At 75.1% G+C, this 18,522-nt stretch carries 15 protein-coding genes; 7 read left to right on the forward strand and 8 right to left on the reverse strand.

All coding sequences use genetic code 11. The annotated features are described in order from the left end of the window. Positions 1 to 12: 12 nt before the first annotated feature. The gene (locus tag ACQZ2A_RS17555) at positions 13 to 237 is read right to left on the reverse strand and encodes a DUF3046 domain-containing protein (protein WP_430213679.1); all 225 of its coding nucleotides are present in this window, start codon (positions 235 to 237) and stop codon (positions 13 to 15) included. 80 nt (positions 238 to 317) lie between these two features. Between ACQZ2A_RS17555 and ACQZ2A_RS17560 the strand changes: the two genes are divergently transcribed. The 4 genes from ACQZ2A_RS17560 (at position 318) to ACQZ2A_RS17575 (ending at position 3,606) form a co-directional block, all read left to right on the forward strand. Further along, entirely contained in the window at positions 318 to 1,289 is a 972-nt protein-coding gene (locus tag ACQZ2A_RS17560; protein ID WP_430213680.1) for a nitrilase-related carbon-nitrogen hydrolase, read from the forward strand. 3 nt (positions 1,290 to 1,292) lie between these two features. After that, entirely contained in the window at positions 1,293 to 2,330 is a 1,038-nt protein-coding gene (locus ACQZ2A_RS17565) for an agmatine deiminase family protein (protein WP_430213682.1), read from the forward strand. 171 nt (positions 2,331 to 2,501) lie between these two features. After that, entirely contained in the window at positions 2,502 to 3,131 is a 630-nt protein-coding gene (locus ACQZ2A_RS17570; RefSeq protein ID WP_430213683.1) for a dihydrofolate reductase family protein, read from the forward strand. 25 nt (positions 3,132 to 3,156) lie between these two features. Continuing rightward, positions 3,157 to 3,606, forward strand: coding sequence for a GNAT family N-acetyltransferase (locus ACQZ2A_RS17575; protein WP_430213685.1), 450 nt, complete (start codon positions 3,157 to 3,159; stop codon positions 3,604 to 3,606). A 14-nt stretch (positions 3,607 to 3,620) separates the two neighbouring features. Here the strand turns inward: ACQZ2A_RS17575 and ACQZ2A_RS17580 are convergent, their stop codons facing one another. After that, positions 3,621 to 4,550: a TIGR03619 family F420-dependent LLM class oxidoreductase gene (locus tag ACQZ2A_RS17580; protein WP_430213687.1), complete on the reverse strand. Its 930-nt coding sequence runs from the start codon at positions 4,548 to 4,550 to the stop codon at positions 3,621 to 3,623. Positions 4,551 to 4,618: 68 nt separating this feature from the next. On the opposite strand from ACQZ2A_RS17580, the gene ACQZ2A_RS17585 reads away from it, so the two are divergent. Next, positions 4,619 to 9,322 (forward strand): ATP-dependent helicase, encoded by a 4,704-nt coding sequence (locus tag ACQZ2A_RS17585; RefSeq protein WP_430213689.1) that lies wholly within the window; start codon positions 4,619 to 4,621, stop codon positions 9,320 to 9,322. Positions 9,323 to 9,328: 6 nt separating this feature from the next. Next, entirely contained in the window at positions 9,329 to 10,213 is an 885-nt protein-coding gene (locus tag ACQZ2A_RS17590) for an Fpg/Nei family DNA glycosylase (RefSeq protein WP_430213691.1), read from the forward strand. Between the two features lie 354 nt (positions 10,214 to 10,567). Here the strand turns inward: ACQZ2A_RS17590 and ACQZ2A_RS17595 are convergent, their stop codons facing one another. From ACQZ2A_RS17595 to ACQZ2A_RS17610, 4 genes are read right to left on the reverse strand one after another with little or no spacing between them, the layout of a single operon-like run. Further along, on the reverse strand, positions 10,568 to 10,876 hold the full coding sequence (locus ACQZ2A_RS17595) for a helix-turn-helix domain-containing protein (protein ID WP_430213693.1): 309 nt from the start codon (positions 10,874 to 10,876) through the stop codon (positions 10,568 to 10,570). Further along, entirely contained in the window at positions 10,873 to 11,421 is a 549-nt protein-coding gene (locus ACQZ2A_RS17600; RefSeq protein ID WP_430213695.1) for a CinA family protein, read from the reverse strand. Before ACQZ2A_RS17600 ends, ACQZ2A_RS17595 begins: the two co-directional genes overlap by 4 nt. Continuing rightward, positions 11,418 to 12,116: a CDP-diacylglycerol--glycerol-3-phosphate 3-phosphatidyltransferase gene (gene pgsA / locus ACQZ2A_RS17605; protein ID WP_430213707.1), complete on the reverse strand. Its 699-nt coding sequence runs from the start codon at positions 12,114 to 12,116 to the stop codon at positions 11,418 to 11,420. Before pgsA ends, ACQZ2A_RS17600 begins: the two co-directional genes overlap by 4 nt. 59 nt (positions 12,117 to 12,175) lie before the next feature. Continuing rightward, complete coding sequence (locus ACQZ2A_RS17610) at positions 12,176 to 13,594, reverse strand: MiaB/RimO family radical SAM methylthiotransferase (RefSeq protein WP_430213697.1); 1,419 nt, start codon at positions 13,592 to 13,594, stop codon at positions 12,176 to 12,178. Positions 13,595 to 13,652: 58 nt separating this feature from the next. On the opposite strand from ACQZ2A_RS17610, the gene ACQZ2A_RS17615 reads away from it, so the two are divergent. Further along, complete coding sequence (locus ACQZ2A_RS17615; protein ID WP_430213699.1) at positions 13,653 to 14,846, forward strand: dipeptidase; 1,194 nt, start codon at positions 13,653 to 13,655, stop codon at positions 14,844 to 14,846. A gap of 12 nt (positions 14,847 to 14,858) precedes the next feature. Here ACQZ2A_RS17615 and ACQZ2A_RS17620 read toward each other — a convergent pair whose 3' ends face one another. Both ACQZ2A_RS17620 and ACQZ2A_RS17625 read right to left on the reverse strand, forming a co-directional pair. Beyond that, positions 14,859 to 15,560 carry a potassium channel family protein gene (locus tag ACQZ2A_RS17620; RefSeq protein ID WP_430213701.1) on the reverse strand — a complete coding sequence of 234 codons (702 nt, stop codon included), beginning with the start codon at positions 15,558 to 15,560 and terminating at the stop codon, positions 14,859 to 14,861. Positions 15,561 to 15,593: 33 nt separating this feature from the next. Further along, positions 15,594 to 18,317 carry a DNA translocase FtsK 4TM domain-containing protein gene (locus ACQZ2A_RS17625; RefSeq protein ID WP_430213703.1) on the reverse strand — a complete coding sequence of 908 codons (2,724 nt, stop codon included), beginning with the start codon at positions 18,315 to 18,317 and terminating at the stop codon, positions 15,594 to 15,596. Positions 18,318 to 18,522: the final 205 nt, after the last annotated feature.

Consider the following 18,522-nt stretch of genomic DNA (forward strand, 5'->3'; position numbering starts at 1 on the left):
TGACGGGGAACCTCAGGTGCGGGGTGGCGGGATCTCGCGGCCGTGGCGCCGCTCGACGGGCACGTCCATCTGCTCGCAGAGCGCCGCCCAGACGGCCCGCGGTGCCTCGCCCGCGTCGAGGGCCTGCTGGGCGGTCATCCCCCCGAGCGCGGTGAGGTGCTGGCCGTTCGCGAGCGAGCGCGCGTAGGCCCCGCCGAACTCCTCGGCCATGAGCTCCCAGAACCTCGAGTGACGCACCCGGCGATGGTAGGCGCCGCCGGGTCGGGGATGTCCCGGCGGGGTGCGGCACGACCGCGGGACGACGGCATACTGGCGCCATGCGCCTCCTCACCGCCGACGGGGTCCCCACCTCGCTCGCCCGCGTCCACGAGCCCACCCAGCCCCCGGTCCGCGTCGGCCTGGTGCAGCACGCCTGGGACGAGGACCAGGGCCGGCTGCGCGCCACCCTCCTCGACGGCGTGCGCACCGCCGCCGACGCCGGCGCCCGCGTGGTCTTCCTCCCCGAGCTGACGCTCTCGCGCTACCCCGCCGACACCCTCCCCTCCGGGCGACCCGACGCCACCGCCGAGTCGCTCGAGGACGGCCCGACGATGGCCTTCGCGCGCGAGGCGGCCGCCGCCTCCGGCGCCCACGTGCACGCCAGCCTCTTCGAGAAGGCACCGGCCCCGGACGGCTCCGACGACGGCCTGGGCTTCAACACCGCGGTGCTCGTCGCCCCCGACGGCACGCTGGTCGGCCGCACCCGCAAGACCCACATCCCGGTGACCGCCGGCTACTACGAGGACAAGTACTTCCGCGCCGGCCCGCCGGAGGACGCCTACCCCGTCTACGACCTCGACGCCGTCGGCGGGATGCGCGTCGGCCTGCCGACCTGCTGGGACGAGTGGTTCCCCGAGGTCGCCCGCTCCTACGGCCTCGCCGGGGCGCAGGTCCTGGTGTACCCCACCGCGATCGGCTCGGAGCCCGACCACCCCGACTTCGACACCCAGCCGCTGTGGCAGCACACGATCGTCGGGCACGCCATCGCCAACGGCGTCTTCGTCGTCGTGCCGAACCGGTACGGCACCGAGGGGCTCATCACGTTCTACGGCAGCTCGTTCATCGCCGACCCGTACGGCCGCGTGCTCGTGCAGGCGCCGCGCGACGAGGCGGCCGTCCTCGTCGCCGACCTCGACCTCGCCCAGGGGAAGGACTGGATCGACCTCTTCCCCTTCCTCGCCACCCGGCGCCCCGACTCCTACGCCCCGCTCGCCGAGCCGGTGCGCCCCGAGCACCGCCGGGAGGGCTGACCCGTGGCGTGGCGGATGCCGGCGGAGTGGGTACCGCACGAGCGCACCTGGATGGCCTGGCCGTCCTCCGGCTACACGTTGGGGGACACCGAGTCCGACGCCGAGGAGGCCCGCGCCACGTGGGCCGACGTCGCGCTGGCCGTCTCCCGCTTCGAGCCGGTCACCGTCGTCGTCGACCCGTCGGCCGTGCCCGTGGCTCGGCACTGGCTCGACGAGGGACGGCACGGCCGATACCGGGTCGACCTGCTCGAGGCCCCGCTGGACGACGCGTGGATGCGCGACATCGGGCCGACGTTCGTCGTGTCCGACGAGGGAGGGCTCGGGGCGGTCGACTGGGTCTTCAACGGCTGGGGCGCGCAGGAGTGGGCGTCGTGGGAGCACGACGCGCAGGTCGGCACGTTCGTCGCCGGGCGCGCGGGCGCCGAGCGCATCGGCTCCGAGCTGGTCAACGAGGGCGGCGGGATCCACGTCGACGGCGAGGGCACCGTGCTCCTCACCGAGACCGTCCAGCTCGACCCCGGCCGCAACCCGGGGCTGTCCCGTGCCGACGTCGAGGCCGAGATGGACCGCACCATCGGTGCGACACAGTGCATCTGGCTCCCGCGCGGCCTGACCCGCGACTACGACGAGTTCGGCACGCGCGGGCACGTCGACATCGTCGCGACGTTCTGCGCGCCCGGTGTCGTGCTGCTGCACTGGCAGGGCGACAGCGCGCATCCGGACCACGAGGTGTCCGTCGAGCTCGAGGGGCTGCTGTCGTCGTCGACGGATGCCGCGGGCCGCGCGCTCGAGGTGGTGCGGGTGCCCGCGCCGACGACCCTCGAGGACGACGAGGGCTGGGTCGACTGGTCCTACATCAACCACCTCGTCGTCAACGACGGCGTCGTGGCCTGCACGTACGACGACCCGCAGGACGCCGAGTCGCTCGGGGTCCTGGGCCGGGCCTACGCCGGGCGCGAGGTCGTCGGGGTCGACGCGCGGCCGCTGTTCGCGCGCGGCGGCGGCATCCACTGCATCACCCAGCAGCAGCCGCGGGTCTGACGCACGCGGCCCCACGCGAGCCGGTCTCCCGCCCGCGAGCCCCCTGCAGGAGGCTCGTCCGCACCCTCCCGGCGCGTCCGCGGCCCTCGACCGATGAGTCCCGCCGGCGCTCCGGGTCGGTCCTGTCGGCACGCTCTGCCAGAGTGCTGCCCGACGGACGAAGGAGCACCGATGTCACGCACGCGCGTCCACAACTTCGCCATCTCGCTCGACGGCTTCGGCTCCGGTGAGCCGCAGTCGCTCGAGGCACCGTTCGGCCACGCCGGGCAGCGCCTGCACGAGTGGATGTTCGCCACCCGCTTCTGGGGGCCCGACGGCGCGACCGGCGTCGACGACGCCTTCGCCCAGCAGCACGGCGCCGGCTTCGGGGCCGAGATCATGGGCGCCCACAAGTTCGGTCCGCCCGGGTGGCAGGACGACCCCGCCTGGCGGGGCTGGTGGGGCGAGGACCCGCCCTTCCACACCCCGACGTTCGTCCTCACCCACCGCCCCCACGAGCCGCTGGAGATGGAGGGCGGCACGACGTTCCACTTCCTCGATGCCTCGCCCGCCGAGGCCCTCGAGGTCGCCCGGGAGGCGGCGGGCGGGCTCGACGTGCGCATCGGTGGGGGCGCGACGGTGGTCCGGGACTTCCTGGCCGCCGGGCTCGTCGACCACGCACACCTCGTCGTCGTGCCGGTCGTGCTCGGGCGCGGGTCGCGCGTCTGGGACGGGCTCGAGGCGCTGGAGGACACCTACGCCGTCGAGTCCGTGGCCTCGCCGAGCGGCGTCACCCACCTGACCCTGACCCGCCGGTCCTGAGCCGGTGGTCACGAGCCTGCGCCCGGTGCGGGACGAGGACCACGACGCCCTCTTCGCCTTCCAGCGCGACCCCGCCGCCGTGCGGATGGCCGCGTTCACCCACAGGGACCCCGACGACCGCGCGGCCTTCGAGGAGCACCAGCACCGCGTCCGCACCGCTGCCGGCATCCGCCACCGGGCGATCGAGCGCGACGGCGTCCTCGTCGGCACGGTCGCGGCCTTCACGATGGAGGGCGAGCGCGAGGTCACCTACTGGGTCGACCCCGCGCGCTGGGGCGAGGGCATCGCCACCGAGGCGCTGCGCCTGCTGCTCCTCGAGGAACCGGAGCGGCCCATCCACGGGCGGGTCGCGGTGCACAACACCGGATCCCGGCGCGTGCTCGAGCGCTGCGGCTTCGTCGTCGTGGGGCAGGACCGCGGGTTCGCCGCGGGGCTGGGCGCCGACACCGACGAGCTCGTCCTGCGCCTGGGCTGACGGGCGCCCGTCGGTCAGCGCATCCCGGGGGCCAGCGCCTCGAGGAGCACCTCGGCCCGCTCCAGCGCGGCCTCCTCGGCGACGTCCGGGGTGCCGACGTCCGGCGCGAGGTTGAGGTCGAGGAGCACCTCGGTGGCGCCGTTCGCGCCGAGCGCGGCGACGTCGTCGAGCAGCTGGTCGGCGGTGCCGTGGAAGGGCCGCCGGCCGCGACCGGGGTCCGCGGCGACGAGCTCGGGGACGACCCGGACGAGCACGCGGAGGGCATCCGGGTCACGGCCGGCCTGCCGCGCGCCGTCGCGCACGACCTCGACGTCGCGCGCGAGCCGGGCGGGGTCGTGGGTGCTGCTCGCGATCCAGCCCTGGATCAGCCGTCCCGCTCGACGCAGCGCCGGCTCGGCCGTGCCCCCGACGAGGACCGGGGGGTGCGGCCGCTGCACCGGAGCCGGGCCCAGGTGCGAGCGCGGCACGGTGTAGAACTCGCCGGCGAACTCGACGGGGTCGTCCGTCCACAGGGCGACGAGGCAGCGCAGGTACTCCTCGAAGCGGGCGCCCCGTCGCTCCATCGGCACCCCGGCGGTCAGATGCTCCTCGGGCAGCCAGCCCATCCCGACACCCGCGGTGAGCCGCCCGCCGGAGACGACGTCGAGCGAGGCCAGCTGCTTGGCCATCAGCGCGGGCGCGGTGTAGGGCGCGCAGAGCGTCGCGGTGCCGAGCCCGATCCGGGTCGTGTGACCGGCGACCAGCGCGAGCGCCACGACGGGATCGAGGACGCTGCGGTGGTTCGGTCCGAGCCGGCCGTCCGCGGGCCACAGCGTGCGCTGGAAGGTCCACAGCGAGGCCCAGCCCAGCTCCTCCGCGCGCCGGGCGACGTGGAGCACGGTGCCGGGCGTGGCCCATCGCCCGGACACCGGGAGGCCGAAGCCGAGGAGGGGCTGCGCCGTCACGGCACCACTGTCGCAGGTGCGCGCGCGGCGGGGCCGGTGTCGGCGCCGGGTGAGAGGGTGTGAGCAGCATGGATGCCGACGTCCTCGACCGCTTCTCCCCCGCCACCGCCGCCTGGTTCCGGGGGAGCTTCAGCGCACCCACCACCGCCCAGGCGGGCGCGTGGGAGGCCATCAGCAGCGGGCACCACGCGCTCGTCGTGGCGCCCACCGGGTCCGGCAAGACCCTGTCCGCGTTCCTCTGGGCCCTGGACCGGCTGGCCGCCGAGCCGGTGCCCGAGGAGCGGCTGAAGCGCTGCCGGGTCCTCTACGTCTCGCCGATGAAGGCGCTGGCCGTCGACGTCGAGCGCAACCTGCGCAGCCCGCTCGTCGGCATCCGGCACGCCGCCACCCGGCTCGGCCTGCCCGAGCCGGACATCTCGGTCGCCGTCCGTTCCGGCGACACCCCGGCCGACGAGCGGCGGGCCTTCGCCCGGGCGCCGTCCGACGTCCTCATCACCACCCCCGAGTCGCTCTTCCTCATCATGACGAGCGCCGCCCGCGAGGCCCTGGCCGGTGTCGAGACGGTCATCCTCGACGAGGTCCACGCCATCGCCGGCACGAAGCGCGGGGCGCACCTCGCCCTCACCCTCGAGCGCCTCGATGCCCTCCTCGAGCGGCCGGCGCAGCGGATCGGGCTGTCCGCCACCGTCCGTCCCGTCGAGGAGGTCGCGCGCTTCCTCGCCGGCGGCCGACCGGTCGACGTCGTCCAGCCGCCGTCCACCAAGGAGTGGGACCTCAAGGTCGTCGTGCCGGTCCCCGACATGGCCGAGCTCGGGCAGCCCACCGGCGACCTCGCCGGCGCCGCCTCCGGCCAGGAGCAGCGGGCGAGCATCTGGCCGCACGTCGAGGAGCGCATCGTCGACCTCGTCGCCGACCACACCTCCACCCTCGTCTTCTCCAACAGCCGGCGCCTCGCGGAGCGGCTGACCACCCGGCTCAACGAGATCTGGGAGGAGCGCGTCGAGGCCGCCGAAGGTGCCGAGTCCGTCGAGGTCGACGGCGCGGCGCCCCGGCCCGCGGTCCTCAAGGGCGCTCCGGCGCAGGTGATGGCGCAGTCCGGCCAGTCCTCGGGGGCGCCACCGGTGCTGGCGCGCGCCCACCACGGGTCGGTCAGCAAGGAGCAGCGCGGGCAGATCGAGGAGGAGCTGAAGTCCGGGCGCCTTCCCGCCGTCGTCGCCACGAGCAGCCTCGAGCTCGGCATCGACATGGGCGCGGTCGACCTCGTCGTGCAGGTCGAGTCGCCACCGTCGGTCGCCTCCGGGCTCCAGCGCGTCGGGCGCGCGGGGCACCAGGTCGGGGCCGTCTCGCGCGGCGTCCTCTTCCCGAAGTTCCGCGGCGACCTCGTCCAGACCGCGGTCGTCGTCGAGCGGATGCTCGCCGGCGAGATCGAGGCGCTGCACGTGCCCTCGACCCCGCTCGACGTGCTGGCCCAGCAGGTCGTCGCGATGTGCGCGCTCGACGAGTGGACCGTCGAGGAGGTGCTCGCCCTGGCCCGCCGTGCGGCGCCCTACTCGACCCTCACCCGGCCGGTGCTCGAGTCGGTGCTCGACATGCTCGCCGGCAAGTACCCCAGTGAGGACTTCGCCGAGCTGCGGGCGCGCATCACGTGGGACCGGTTGTCCGACACCCTCACCGGCCGGCGTGGCGCCCAGCGGCTGGCCGTCACTTCGGGCGGAACCATCCCCGACCGTGGCCTCTACGCCGTGTTCCTCGCGACCGGCGAGGGGCCCGGCCGGCGGGTCGGCGAGCTCGACGAGGAGATGGTCTACGAGTCCCGCGTCGGCGACCTCTTCACCCTCGGCACCAGCACGTGGCGCATCGAGGACATCACCCACGACCGCGTGCTCGTCACGCCGGCGCCGGGGTTGCCCGGGCGGCTGCCGTTCTGGAAGGGCGACTCCCTCGGCCGCCCCGCCGAGCTCGGGCGGGCGGTCGGTGCGTTCGTCCGCGAGGTCGACGCCCTGTCCCCGACGAAGGCCCGCGAGCGGGTCATGGCGGCGGGCCTCGACGAGTGGGCCGCCGACAACCTCCTCACCTACCTGCGCGAGCAGCGCGAGGCCACCGGGCACGTCCCGGACGACCGCACCGTCGTCGTCGAGCGCTTCCGCGACGAGCTCGGTGACTGGCGGATCGCGGTCCACTCCCCCTTCGGCGCGCAGGTGCACGCCCCGTGGGCGCTGGCCCTCTCGGCCCGGATGCGCGACCGCTTCGGCGTCGACGTCCAGGCGATGCACGGCGACGACGGCATCGTCCTGCGCCTGCCCGACCTCGAGTGGGACGACGTCGACGGCATCGACCGGCGCAGCGTCGGCCGCGAGCTCCTCGACCTCGTGACCATCGACCCCGACGACGTCCGCGGCCTGGTGACGGACGAGATCGGCGGGTCGGCCCTCTTCGCCAGCCGGTTCCGCGAGTGCGCCGCGCGCGCCCTGCTCCTGCCCCGTCGACGCCCCGACCGGCGCCAGCCGCTGTGGCAGCAACGCCAGCGCGCCTCGCAGCTGCTCGAGGTCGCGAGCCGCTTCCCGACGTTCCCGATCGTCCTCGAGGCCGTGCGCGAGTGCGTCCAGGACGTCTTCGACGTGCCGGGGCTCGTCGACCTGATGCGCGACGTCGCGGGGCGCAAGGTCACGGTCGTCGACGTCGAGTCCTCCACCCCCTCGCCCTTCGCCAAGTCGCTGCTCTTCGGGTACGTCGCGCAGTTCCTCTACGAGGGCGACAGCCCGCTGGCCGAGCGCCGCGCCGCCGCGCTGGCCCTCGACCCCTCGCTGCTCGCCGAGCTCCTCGGCGGCTCCGAGGGGCTGGCGCTGCGCGACCTCCTCGACGCCGAGCAGGTCGCCCGCACCGAGTCCGAGCTGCAGCGGCTCACCCCCGAGCGGGCCGCGCGCGACGCCGACGACGTCCTCGACCTCATGCGCGTCCTCGGCCCGCTGCCCGTCGACGGCGTGCTCCAACGCTGCCGCGAGGGGGTCACCGGTAACGACGTCGAGGGCTGGCTGGCCGACCTCGCCTCCGCACGGCAGGTCATCCCGGTCCGCGTCGCCGGCGAGGACCGCTGGGCCGCCATCGAGGACGCCTCGCGCCTGCGCGACGCCCTCGGCGCCTCACTGCCTCCCGGTGTGCCACAGGCCTTCCTCGAACCGGTGGCCGACCCGCTCGGCGATCTCGTCGCCCGCTACGCGCGCACGCACGTCCCCTTCCATGCCGCCGAGGTCGCGCGGGCGTACGGCATCGGTGTGGCCGTGGCCGCGGGAGCCCTGGCGCGGCTGGTGTCGAGCGGCCGGGTCGTCGAGGGCGAGCTGCTGCCGACGGGCGGCGGGTCCACCGAGTTCTGCGACGCCGAGGTGCTGCGGATGCTCCGCCGGCGCTCGCTCGCCGCGCTGCGCGCCGAGGTCGAGCCGGTCACTCCGGACGCGTTCGGGCGCTTCGTCCTCGAGTGGCAGGGCGTCGGGGGACGGCTGCGCGGCCGGGACGGCGTGGTCCGCGTGGTCGAGCAGCTGAGCGGGGCGGTGCTGCCGGCCAGCGCGGTCGAGTCGCTCGTCCTGCCGGCCCGCGTCGCCGACTACTCCCCCGCCCTCCTCGACGAGCTGATGGCCAGCGGCGAGGTCGTGTGGTGCGGCCACGGCTCACTCCCCGGCGATGACGGCTGGGTCTCGCTGCACCTGGCCGACTCCGCGCACCTGACCCTCCCCGGCCCGGACCCGGAACGGGTGCCCGACGAGCGCGGCATCGCCCTCCTCGACACCCTCGCCGGCGGCGGGGCGCACTTCTTCCGCTCGCTCTCGGACCAGGTCGGCAGCACCGACGACGAGGAGCTGGCGACGACGCTCTGGGACCTCGTCTGGGCGGGCCGGGTCACCGGCGACACCTTCGCGCCGGTGCGGGCGCTGCTCGCCGGCGGCCGGACGGCGCATAAGCGCTCGGCGCCTGGCCCCCGGCGGACCCGCTACGGCTCGCGCCGGGGCCCGCTCGGGGCACTGGGCTCGGCACCGTCCCGGCCCGCGCTGCCCGCCCGGTCCGGCCCGGCCCGGGTGACCGGCCGATGGTCGCTCCTGCCCCCGGCCGAGGACGATCCCACCCTGCGCGCCCTGGCCACCGCCGAGCTCCTGCTCGACCGCTACGGCATCGTCACGCGTGGGGCCGTGGCGGCCGAGGAGGTGCCGGGCGGCTTCGCCGGCGTCTACCGCGTGCTCGGCAAGGCCGAGGAGAGCGGGCGGGTGCGGCGCGGCTACTTCGTGGAGGGTTTGGGCGCCTCGCAGTTCGGCACGTCCGGGGCCGTCGACCGGTTGCGCGCCGGGTCCGGCGGCGACACGGGGCGCCGGAGCGAGCCGGTGGCCGTCGTCCTCGCGGCCAGCGACCCCGCCAACCCGTACGGTTCGGCCCTGCCCTGGCCCGACCGCGCCGTGGAGCCGTCCGCCGGCGACGCCCCCGAGGACAAGCGCCGCCGCCACCAGCCGGGCCGCAAGGCGGGCTCGGTCGTGGCCGTCGTCGACGGCGAGCTGGCGCTCTACGTCGAGCGCGGCGGCAAGACCCTGCTCACCTACACCGACGACCCCGACCTGCTGACCGTGGCGGCGGCGGCTCTGGCCGACGCCGTGCGCCGTGGCCACCTCGGGCGGATCACCGTCGAGAAGGCCGACGGCGGGCAGCTGCTCGGCTCGGACCACCCGGTCGTCGCAGCGCTCGAGGCGGCCGGCTTCCACCTCACCCCGCGCGGGCTGCGGATGCGGCGGTGACCGCGCGTGCCCGAGGGTGACACCGTCCACCGCACGGCCGCCCGGCTGCACGCGGCCCTGGCCGGCCGGGTCGTCACGCACGCCGAGCTGCGCTGGCCGTCGGTGCCCGACGTCGACCTGCGCGGCTCGACCACGCTCGAGGTGGTCGCCCGGGGCAAGCACGTCCTGCACCGCTTCGACACCGGGGCCACGCTCCACACGCACCTGCGGATGGAGGGCCAGTGGCGCGTCGAGCACCCGGGGCCGCGCACCGAGCGACGGATGCGCAACCCCGACCTGCGCGCAGCCGTCCTCACCGACGAGTGGTCCGGGCTGGGGCTGCGCCTCGGGATGCTCGACCTCGTGCCGACCGCGCGCGAGGGCGACCTCGTCGGGCACCTCGGTCCCGACGTCCTCGGCCCCGACTGGGACCCCGAGCGGGCCCGCGACGCCGTGCTCGCCCACCCGGCGACCCTCGTCGAGGCGCTGCTGGACCAGCGCACGCTGGCCGGGGTGGGCACGTTCTGGGGCAGCGAGCTGCTCTTCATCGAGCGGCTGCACCCCTGGACGCCGGCCCGCGAGGTCGACCCCGAGCGCCTGGACCGGCTGATGGCCCGCCTGCACCGGCTGATGGCGGCCGCCGAGCGCACCGGGTGGCAGGGCAGCACCGGCATCCAGCGGGCCGGCGATGAGGCCTACGTGCACGCCCGGTCCGGCCGCCCGTGCCGGCGCTGCGGCACCACGGTGCGGGTGGCGATGGCCGGGACACCGCCGCGGGAGCGCACAATCTTCTCCTGCCCGTCGTGCCAGGGCGGGCTCGCGCCCACCGACGACGGCCGCCCGCAGCGTCCCCTCGGAAGCGGGCCGGCGAGCAGCGCGCCGCGCGGGAAGTACCGCCGCACCCGGAGCTGAGCCGCACCGCACGTCCGTCGCCCGTGCCGAACCGCGCGAGTCGACCCACGGAACCCGGGCCCCATCGGTGCTGACCCACGAAGCCCGGACTTCATCGACCGTCCCGTGCCCCCCGATCCCCTGACGACGCACGGAACCCGGGCCCCGTCGGGCAGCACGCCCGGAGCCCGGACGTCATCGCTCGCCCCACGCAGCTCGCCGGGGTCGGGTTGCTGCGCCGGCGTGTCATGGCACCCCGGCGGCGCGGGACCACCCCGGCGAGGCGGGGTCGCACCGGCGAGACAGGATCACCCCGGCAGGACAGCGCAGGCGGACAGCAGGGAGCGCCGGATGGCGGGGGTGGTGCGGGGTGGGTCAGGCCGCGGAGGCGGAGACCTCGTCGGCGGCGCGGGCCGCTCCGACGGGGAGGGTGACCGGCGCGGTGAGGGTCTCGACGCGCTCGACCCGCTCGGCGACGAGGCCGAGGAGCTCGGAGAGGGTCATACCGAGGCCGTCGCACACCGAGCCGAGGAGCTCGGAGGAGGCCTCTTTGGTGCCGCGCTCGATCTCGCTGAGGTAGCCGAGGGACACGGTGGAGGACGCCGCGACGTCGCGCAGCGTGCGGCCCTGGCCCGTGCGCACCTCGCGCAGAACCTCGCCCATCTCCTGGCGGAGCAGGATCACGGGGCCTCCTCCTGTCTCGTCGGCACCCTGGTCGTGGGACCACCGTACCCCTCCACCCCCCGGTCGGCGCGGAGGTTTCGAAGGGTCCGGTGCACCAGATCGAGGGCGGCGGCCACGCTGGCCGACCGCACGGCGGCCCGGTCTCCGCTCAACGCGTGCCGCTCGACGGCTGTTCCGGCCGGTCCGGCGACGCCGACGAAGACCGTCCCGACCGGCTGCCCGTCGGCGGGGTCCGGCCCCGCGACCCCGGTCGTCGCGACCGCGAGGTCGCTCCCCAGCAGCCGGCGCACCCCCTCGGCCATCGCCACCGCGACGTCCGGGTCGACCGCTCCCCGGGCGGCCAGCAGCCCGACGTCGACCCCGAGCACCGAGGCCTTGACGTCGGTCGCGTACGAGACGACCCCGCCGCGGACGACGGCCGAGGACCCCGGCACGTCGGTGAGCGCGGCGCAGACCAGCCCGCCCGTCAGTGACTCGGCGGTCGCGACGCCGAGGCCCAGCTCGCGGAGCAGCCCGACGACGTCCGCGGGGCCGACCTCGCTCACGGCGTCGTCCGGTCCGTCCGGCGCGCGCCCTGCTCGGCCCGCGCGGCGCGCTCGGCCCGCTTGCGCAGCGCCCGCTCGCTGGTGCGCCGCAGCCGCAGCGCCTGGACGAGGTAGTCCACCCCGGTGACCACCGTGACGACCACCGCGGCCCCCAGCAGCGACCACGAGAGGGCGTCCCAGAAGCCGGGCACGGGAAGGGTCGAGCGCGGCCAGCAGAAGAACCCGATGCCGAAGGCCTGCAGGAGGGTCTTGACCTTGCCGCCGCGGTTGGCCGCCATCACGCCGTGCCGGATCACCCAGAAGCGCACCGCGGTGATGCCCCACTCGCGCACCAGGACGAGCACGGTGACCCACCACATCACCTCGCCGATGCTCGACAGCCCGACGAGCGCCATCGTGACGAGCGCCTTGTCGGCGATGGGGTCGAGGACCTTGCCGAAGTTCGTCACCAGGCCGCGGCTGCGGGCGAGGTCGCCGTCGATCCGGTCGGTGACCATCGCGACGGCGAACACCCCGAAGGCCGCCCACCGGTAGGCGGGGTCGGTGCCGCCGTGGGCCAGGAGCAGCCACCCGAACACCGGCACCAGCACCAGCCGGAACACGGTGAGGTAGTTGGCGATGTTCCAGGCGCTCGGGCCGGTCTCGGGGACGGCCGGGCTCGCGGGGTCGATGCCGACCCGGTACGGGTCGCTCATCCGCCCGTCGGCGAGCGGGCCCGGGCGCACGGGGCGGGGCGGGCGCGCGGTGGGCTCGCTCATCGCGGCTCCACCAGCAGGTCGACCCCCTCGGCACCGACGACGATGCCGTCGACGAAGGACCCCGGCCCGGGCACGGCGACACCGGCCGGCACCCGCACGTGGCAGACGCCGTCGACGTCCGGCCCCTGGTGGTCGGCCCGGCCGACCACCACCGCGGTGTCGTCCTCGTCGAGCTCCTCGACGAGCACGGTGACCGGCTCGCCGACGCGCTCGAGGGCGCGCTGGGCCGTCAGCTCCTCGACGAGGGCCGAGATGCGCTCGACCCGCTCGGCGACGACCTCCTCGGGCAGGTGGCCGTCGAGGGACTCGCCCTCGGTGCCGTCCTCGTCGGAGTACCCGAACACCCCGACGACGTCGAGGCGGGCCGCGGTGAGGAAGCGCTCGAGCTCGTCGACGTCGGCCTCGGTCTCGCCGGGGAAGCCGACGATGACGTTGCTGCGGGCGCCGGCGAGCGGCTGGCGCGAGCGCACGCCCTCGAGCAGGCCGAGGAACGGCTCGGTGCCGCCGAAGCGCCGCATCCGGCGCAGCAGCGGGGTCGAGGCGTGCTGGAAGGACAGGTCGTACCAGGGCGAGACACCGGGCGTGGCGGCCATCGTCTCGAGCAGCCCGGGGCGCACCTCGGCCGGCTGGAGGTAGGACACCCGGACCCGCTCGATCCCCTCGATGCCGGTCAGCTCGGGGAGGATCGCCTCGAGGAGGGTGAGGTCGCCGAGGTCCTTGCCGTAGGACGTGGAGTTCTCGCTGACGAGGAACAGCTCGCGGACGCCCTGCCCGGCCAGCCAGCGCGCCTCGGCGAGGACATCGGTGGGACGCCGGGAGACGAACGAGCCGCGGAACATCGGGATGGCGCAGAAGGCGCAGCGGCGGTCGCAGCCGCTCGCGATCTTCAGCGGCGCCCACGGGGCCGAGCCGAGCCGGGACCGCACCACCTCGGCGTCGTGGCCCGGGAGGGCGACGGCGTCGGAGGCCGCCGGGCGCTCGACCGGCGAGAGCGGCAGCAGCCGGCGCCGGTCGGTGGGCACGTGCGACGCCGGTCGGGCGCCGGCGAGGATGCCCTGCAGGTGCGAGGACATGTCGGCGTAGGAGTCGAAGCCGAGCACGGCGTCGGCATCGGGCAGCTCGTCGGCGAGGGTCTGCCCGTACCGCTCGGCGAGGCAGCCCACCGCGACGACCTTCTGGGTGCGACCGGTCTCCTTGAGGTCGGCGGCCTCGAGGAGGGTGTCGATGGAGTCCTTCTTGGCCTGCTCGACGAAGCCGCAGGTGTTGACGAGCGCGACGTCGGCCTCGGCGGCGTCCTCGACGAGGGTCCAGCCGTCGGCGGCCAGGCGCCCGGCCAGCTCCTCGGAGTCGACCTCGTTGCGGGTGCAGCCGAGGGTCACGAGGGCGACGCTGCCGCGGGTCGCACTGGTGGTCATGGGCGCCACTCTAGTTGCGGGTCGCGGACCCTCCAGCCACCCCCGGTAGGGTCGCGCCATGCCGGACGACACCGCGGCCCGCATCCGCTCCCTCCTCGGGCGCCACCCCGTCCTCGACGGCCACAACGACCTCCCGTGGGAGGCCCGCGAGCGCGCTGCCTACGACTGGGAGCGCCTCGACCTCGCGGCCGGGGACCTGCCGACCCACACCGACCTGCCGCGCCTGCGCGCCGGCGGGGTCGGCGCCCAGTTCTGGTCGGTGTTCGTGCCCTCCACGCTCGCCGGGGAGGCCGCCGTGACCGCCACCCTCGAGCAGGTCGACGCGGTGCACGCGATGGTCGCGCGCTGGCCCGGCGACCTCGCGCTGGCCACCACCCGCGGGGAGGTCGAGGCGGCCCTGGCGGGCGGGCGCATCGCCTCGCTCATGGGGGCCGAGGGCGGGCACAGCATCGACTCCTCGCTGGGCACGCTGCGGATGCTGTTCGCCCTCGGCGTGCGCTACCTCACGCTCACCCACAACGACAACGTCCCGTGGGCCGACTCGGCCACCGACGAGCCGGTGCTCGGCGGCCTCTCGCCGTTCGGCCACGAGGTCGTGCGCGAGATGAACCGCCTCGGGATGCTCGTCGACCTCTCCCACGTCTCCGCCGCCACGATGCGCGACGCCCTCGACACCGCCGAGGCACCCGTCGTGTTCTCGCACTCCTCGGCCCGGGCCGTCTGCGACCACCCGCGCAACGTCCCGGACGACGTCCTCGGGCGGCTGGCCGGGAACGGCGGCGTCTGCATGGTCACTTTCGTCCCGAAGTTCGTCTCCCCCGCCGTGCGCGAGTGGGACCTCGAGGCCGCCGACGCCGCGGCGGCCGAGGGCATCTCGTCCTCGGACTTCGTCGCCTACACGGCCTTCACGGCGGCTCGCCGGGCCACCCACCCGGCACCGGCCGCGACCCTCGACGACGTCGTCGCCCACGTCGAGCACGTGCGCGAGGTGGCCGGGGTCGAGCACATCGGCCTCGGCGGCGACTACGACGGCGTCGACGTCCAGCCCGCGGGGCTCGAGGACGTCAGTGGCTACCCGCGCCTGCTCGCCGCCCTCGCCGACCGCGGCTGGAGCGACGCCGACCTCGGGGCGCTCACGAGCGGCAACGCCCTGCGGGTGCTCGGCGAGACCGAGCGGCGGGCCGGCGAGATCGCGGCGACCCGTGGTCCGGGGCTGGCCCGCATCGAGGACCTCGACGGCGTGCCCGTCTGAGGACCCACGGCGTCATTGGCGCGAGCGCATCACGGTCAGCGCGACGAGGCGGGAGATGACCATCGCCACGTACATGACGCCGCCCAGCTGCTCCAGGGTGCCGATGGCCCGGGCCTGCGGCTTGATCGGGACGACGTCGGAGAGACCGACGCTCGTCAGGTTGGCGGCCGAGTAGTAGAGCAGCTCGAGGAGGCTGCGCCGGCCCGGACCCGTGAAGGAGGTGAACGAGTTCGGCCAGAACTCCTGCACCGCGAGGTAGACGTAGGCGAAGGCGAACATCAGCACGGTGAAGCAGGCGCCGACCGCGAAGAGCTCGTCCTTGGTGACCCAGTAGTCCTCGAACATGTACGAGATGAGCGCGTACGCCGTGTAGAAGTAGAAGAGCGCCAGCGCGGTGTGGGCCAGGGCGAGCACGGTCGTGCTGTCGCTGAAGAGCGACCACAGCTCGAAGGCCGCGGCCGGCAGGGCGAGCGTCGCCGACAGCCACGTGAGGGCCGGGGTGCTGCGGACCGTGAAGACGGCGATGACGAGCGCCGAGAGGCTGAGCAGCGAGATGACCGACGGCCCGCCCTCGGCGTTCTCGAGGAACGGCAGCAGGAGGATGACGAGGACCTGCACGGCGAGCAGGAACGCCGAGGGCTGCTTGCGCAAGGTCGCCCGCCACCGGGCGCCTCGGGACGGGGGCTCGCGCAGGTCCTCCCACGTGGACGTCATGGGCACACCGTAGCCGTGGGCGCGGGGCGCCGGTCAGCGACGTCCCGTGAGCTCCCAGGCGTCCTCGCCGGACCCGTCGTCGTCGCCGTCGTGGTACTCCGTGGCGACCGGGTACCGGTCGAGGTCCTCGGCCACGGCGTCGCCGCCGTAGCGCACCACCGGGACCTCGGCGGTGTCCTCGCGCCCGGCCTCCGGAGCGTCGAGCCCGAGCGCGTGGGCGTCGCCGTCGAGCGGCTGCCCGTCGAAGGGCACGTCCGCCTCGGGCACGTCCTCGCCGCGCAGCAGCGCGAGGGTGGTGGGCAGATCGTCGGGCTTGACGAGCACGTCGCGGGCCTTGGAACCCTCGGACGGGCCGACGACGCCGCGTGACTCCAGCAGGTCCATGAGCCGGCCGGCCTTGGCGAAGCCGACGCGCAGCTTGCGCTGGAGCATCGAGGTCGAGCCGAACTGGGTCGTGACGACCAGCTCGGTGGCCTGGAGCAGGAGGTCCAGGTCGTCGCCGATGTCGTCGTCGACCTGCTTCTTCGGCGCCGCAACGACGACGTCCTCGCGGTAGCTGGGCTTGAGCTGCTCGGTGACGTGCGAGACGACGGCGTGGATCTCGGACTCGGTGACCCACGCGCCCTGGACGCGCATCGGCTTGCTCGCGCCCATCGGCAGGAAGAGCGCGTCGCCCTGGCCGATGAGCTTCTCGGCGCCCGGCTGGTCGAGCACGACGCGGCTGTCGGCGAGCGAGGAGGTGGCGAAGGCCATCCGGGAGGGCACGTTGGCCTTGATGAGGCCGGTGACGACGTCGACCGAGGGGCGCTGCGTCGCGAGGACGAGGTGGATGCCGGCCGCGCGCGCGAGCTGGGTGATGCGGACGATCGACTCCTCGACGTCGCGGGGCGCGACCATCATCAGGTCGGCGAGCTCGTCGACGACGACGAGCAGGTACGGGTAGGGCGTGATGACCCGCTCCGAGCCCGGCAGCGGCTTGACCTTGCCGGCCCGGACCGCCTTGTTGAAGTCGTCGACGTGCTTGAACCCGAACGCCGCGAGGTCGTCGTAGCGGGTGTCCATCTCGCGCACGACCCACTGGAGGGCCTCGGCGGCCTTCTTGGGGTTGGTGATGATCGGGGTGATGAGGTGCGGGATGCCCTCGTAGGCCGTCAGCTCGACGCGCTTGGGGTCGACGAGGACGAGACGCACCTCGTCGGGGGTGGAGCGCATGAGGATCGAGGTGATCATCGAGTTGACGAAGCTCGACTTGCCGGCGCCGGTGGCGCCCGCGACGAGCAGGTGCGGCATCTTCGCCAGGTTGGCGATGACGTAGCCGCCCTCGACGTCCTTGCCGACGCCCATGACCATCGGGTGGTCGGTGCCGCGGGCGACCTGGCTGCGCAGGACGTCCCCGAGGCTGACCTTCTCGCGGTCGGTGTTGGGGATCTCGATGCCGATCGCCGACTTGCCGGGGATCGGGGAGAGGATGCGCACGTCGGCGCTGGCCACGGCGTAGGCGATGTTCTTGGAGAGGGCGGTGACCCGCTCGACCTTGATGCCGGGGCCGAGCTCGACCTCGTAGCGGGTGACGGTCGGGCCGCGGGTGAAGCCCGTGACCTGGGCGTCGATCTCGAACTGGTCCAGGACGGTGGTCAGCGACTCCACGACGCGGTCGTTGGCCGCGCTGCGGGCCTTGTGCGGGCTGCCCGGCTCGAGAACGCCGGAGTCCGGGAGGGTGTAGGTGACGTCGCCGGCGAGCGAGAGCTGCTCGACGCGCTGCGGCAGCTGCGAGGTGGGGGGCGGCTCGAGGGGCGCCTTGGCGCTCGCGCCGCGGGCCTGGGCCAGCGCCGCGGCCGGGGCGTCGGCGTCCGGCGCGGCGGTCTCGGCGGGACGCTTCTGGCCCGGGCGCAGGCGGCGCCCGGTGCGCGGGTCGACGACCGCGGCCTGCTCGAAGGCCTCGTCGCCGACCATCGGGCCGTCGACCTCGGTGGTGGCGGCCTTGCCCCGCGGGCGCCGGCCGGCGGGCCTGGCCGGCTCGGGCTCGGGCGCGGCCTCGGGCGTGTGGCCGGTGAGCCGGTCGAGGGTCTCGCGCAGCCGCTCGGGCACCTGGTGCAGCGGGGTCGCGGTGAGGACGAGGACACCGAAGAGGCCGAGGATCAGCAGCAGCGGCACGGTGCCGTACACCGAGACCGCGGCCTCGAGCGGGCTGGAGGCGAGGAAGCCGATGATGCCGCCGGCCGCGCGCATGCCGTCGGCACCCTGGGGCGGGGTCGGGATGGCGGCCGAGACGTGCACGAGCCCGCAGGCCGCGAAGGCCAGGGCGGTGGTGCCGACGGCCATCCGGGACGTGGCGGCCTCGTCGGTGGGCGCCCGCAGGACGCGGATGCCGAAGGCGAGCAGGACGAGCGGGACGGCGTAGCCGACCTTGCCGAAGGTGCCGGCGACGACGGCGTGGACGACGACACCGACGGCGCCGGGCATCCCCCACCACTCGCGGGCGGCGACGACGATCGCGAGGGCCACGAGGAAGAAGCCGACTCCGTCGCGGCGGTGCTCCGGCTCGAGGTCGCGACCGGTGTCGCCGACCTTGCGGGCGACCGCGCCGGTGGCGTGGGCCAGGCCCATCCACGTGCTCTGGGCGGCGCGCAGCGGCAGCGGGAGGCCGCCGGACCGGGGGGCGCGCGCCGTGGGGCGCGTGCGCGCGGTGCCCTTGCGGGTCGCCGGACGGGTGCTCTTGCCCCGCGCCCGGGACGTCGAGGACGTACGTGTCGCCATGGTCGCAGGCTACGCGAGGGTCACACCGGACTCACGCGTCACACGCGGCACACCGGCGGGGATTTGCGCGGCCCTGGACGAAGGTGCGCCCGCCGCCCGCGAGGAGGAGCGCGGGCGGCGGGCGGGCGCGGCCGGGAGGAGGCCGCGAGTGGAGGAGCTGCGTGGTCGCCCGGACACCGGCCTGTCACCGGGCCCGGACAGCGGC

Origin of the sequence: Phycicoccus avicenniae (assembly GCF_050496545.1) — a bacterium.
GTDB classification, from domain to species: domain Bacteria; phylum Actinomycetota; class Actinomycetes; order Actinomycetales; family Dermatophilaceae; genus Phycicoccus; species Phycicoccus avicenniae_A.

Coding starts and splice junctions, on each gene's coding strand:
- ACQZ2A_RS17585 (WP_430213689.1), top strand. CDS start 4,619: ATGGATGCCGACGTCCTCGACCGCTTCTCCCCCGCCACCGCCGCCTGG.
- ACQZ2A_RS17570 (WP_430213683.1), top strand. CDS start 2,502: ATGTCACGCACGCGCGTCCACAACTTCGCCATCTCGCTCGACGGCTTC.
- ACQZ2A_RS17615 (WP_430213699.1), top strand. CDS start 13,653: ATGCCGGACGACACCGCGGCCCGCATCCGCTCCCTCCTCGGGCGCCAC.
- ACQZ2A_RS17610 (WP_430213697.1), bottom strand. CDS start 13,594: ATGACCACCAGTGCGACCCGCGGCAGCGTCGCCCTCGTGACCCTCGGC.
- ACQZ2A_RS17620 (WP_430213701.1), bottom strand. CDS start 15,560: ATGACGTCCACGTGGGAGGACCTGCGCGAGCCCCCGTCCCGAGGCGCC.
- ACQZ2A_RS17560 (WP_430213680.1), top strand. CDS start 318: ATGCGCCTCCTCACCGCCGACGGGGTCCCCACCTCGCTCGCCCGCGTC.
- pgsA (WP_430213707.1), bottom strand. CDS start 12,116: ATGAGCGACCCGTACCGGGTCGGCATCGACCCCGCGAGCCCGGCCGTC.
- ACQZ2A_RS17625 (WP_430213703.1), bottom strand. CDS start 18,317: ATGGCGACACGTACGTCCTCGACGTCCCGGGCGCGGGGCAAGAGCACC.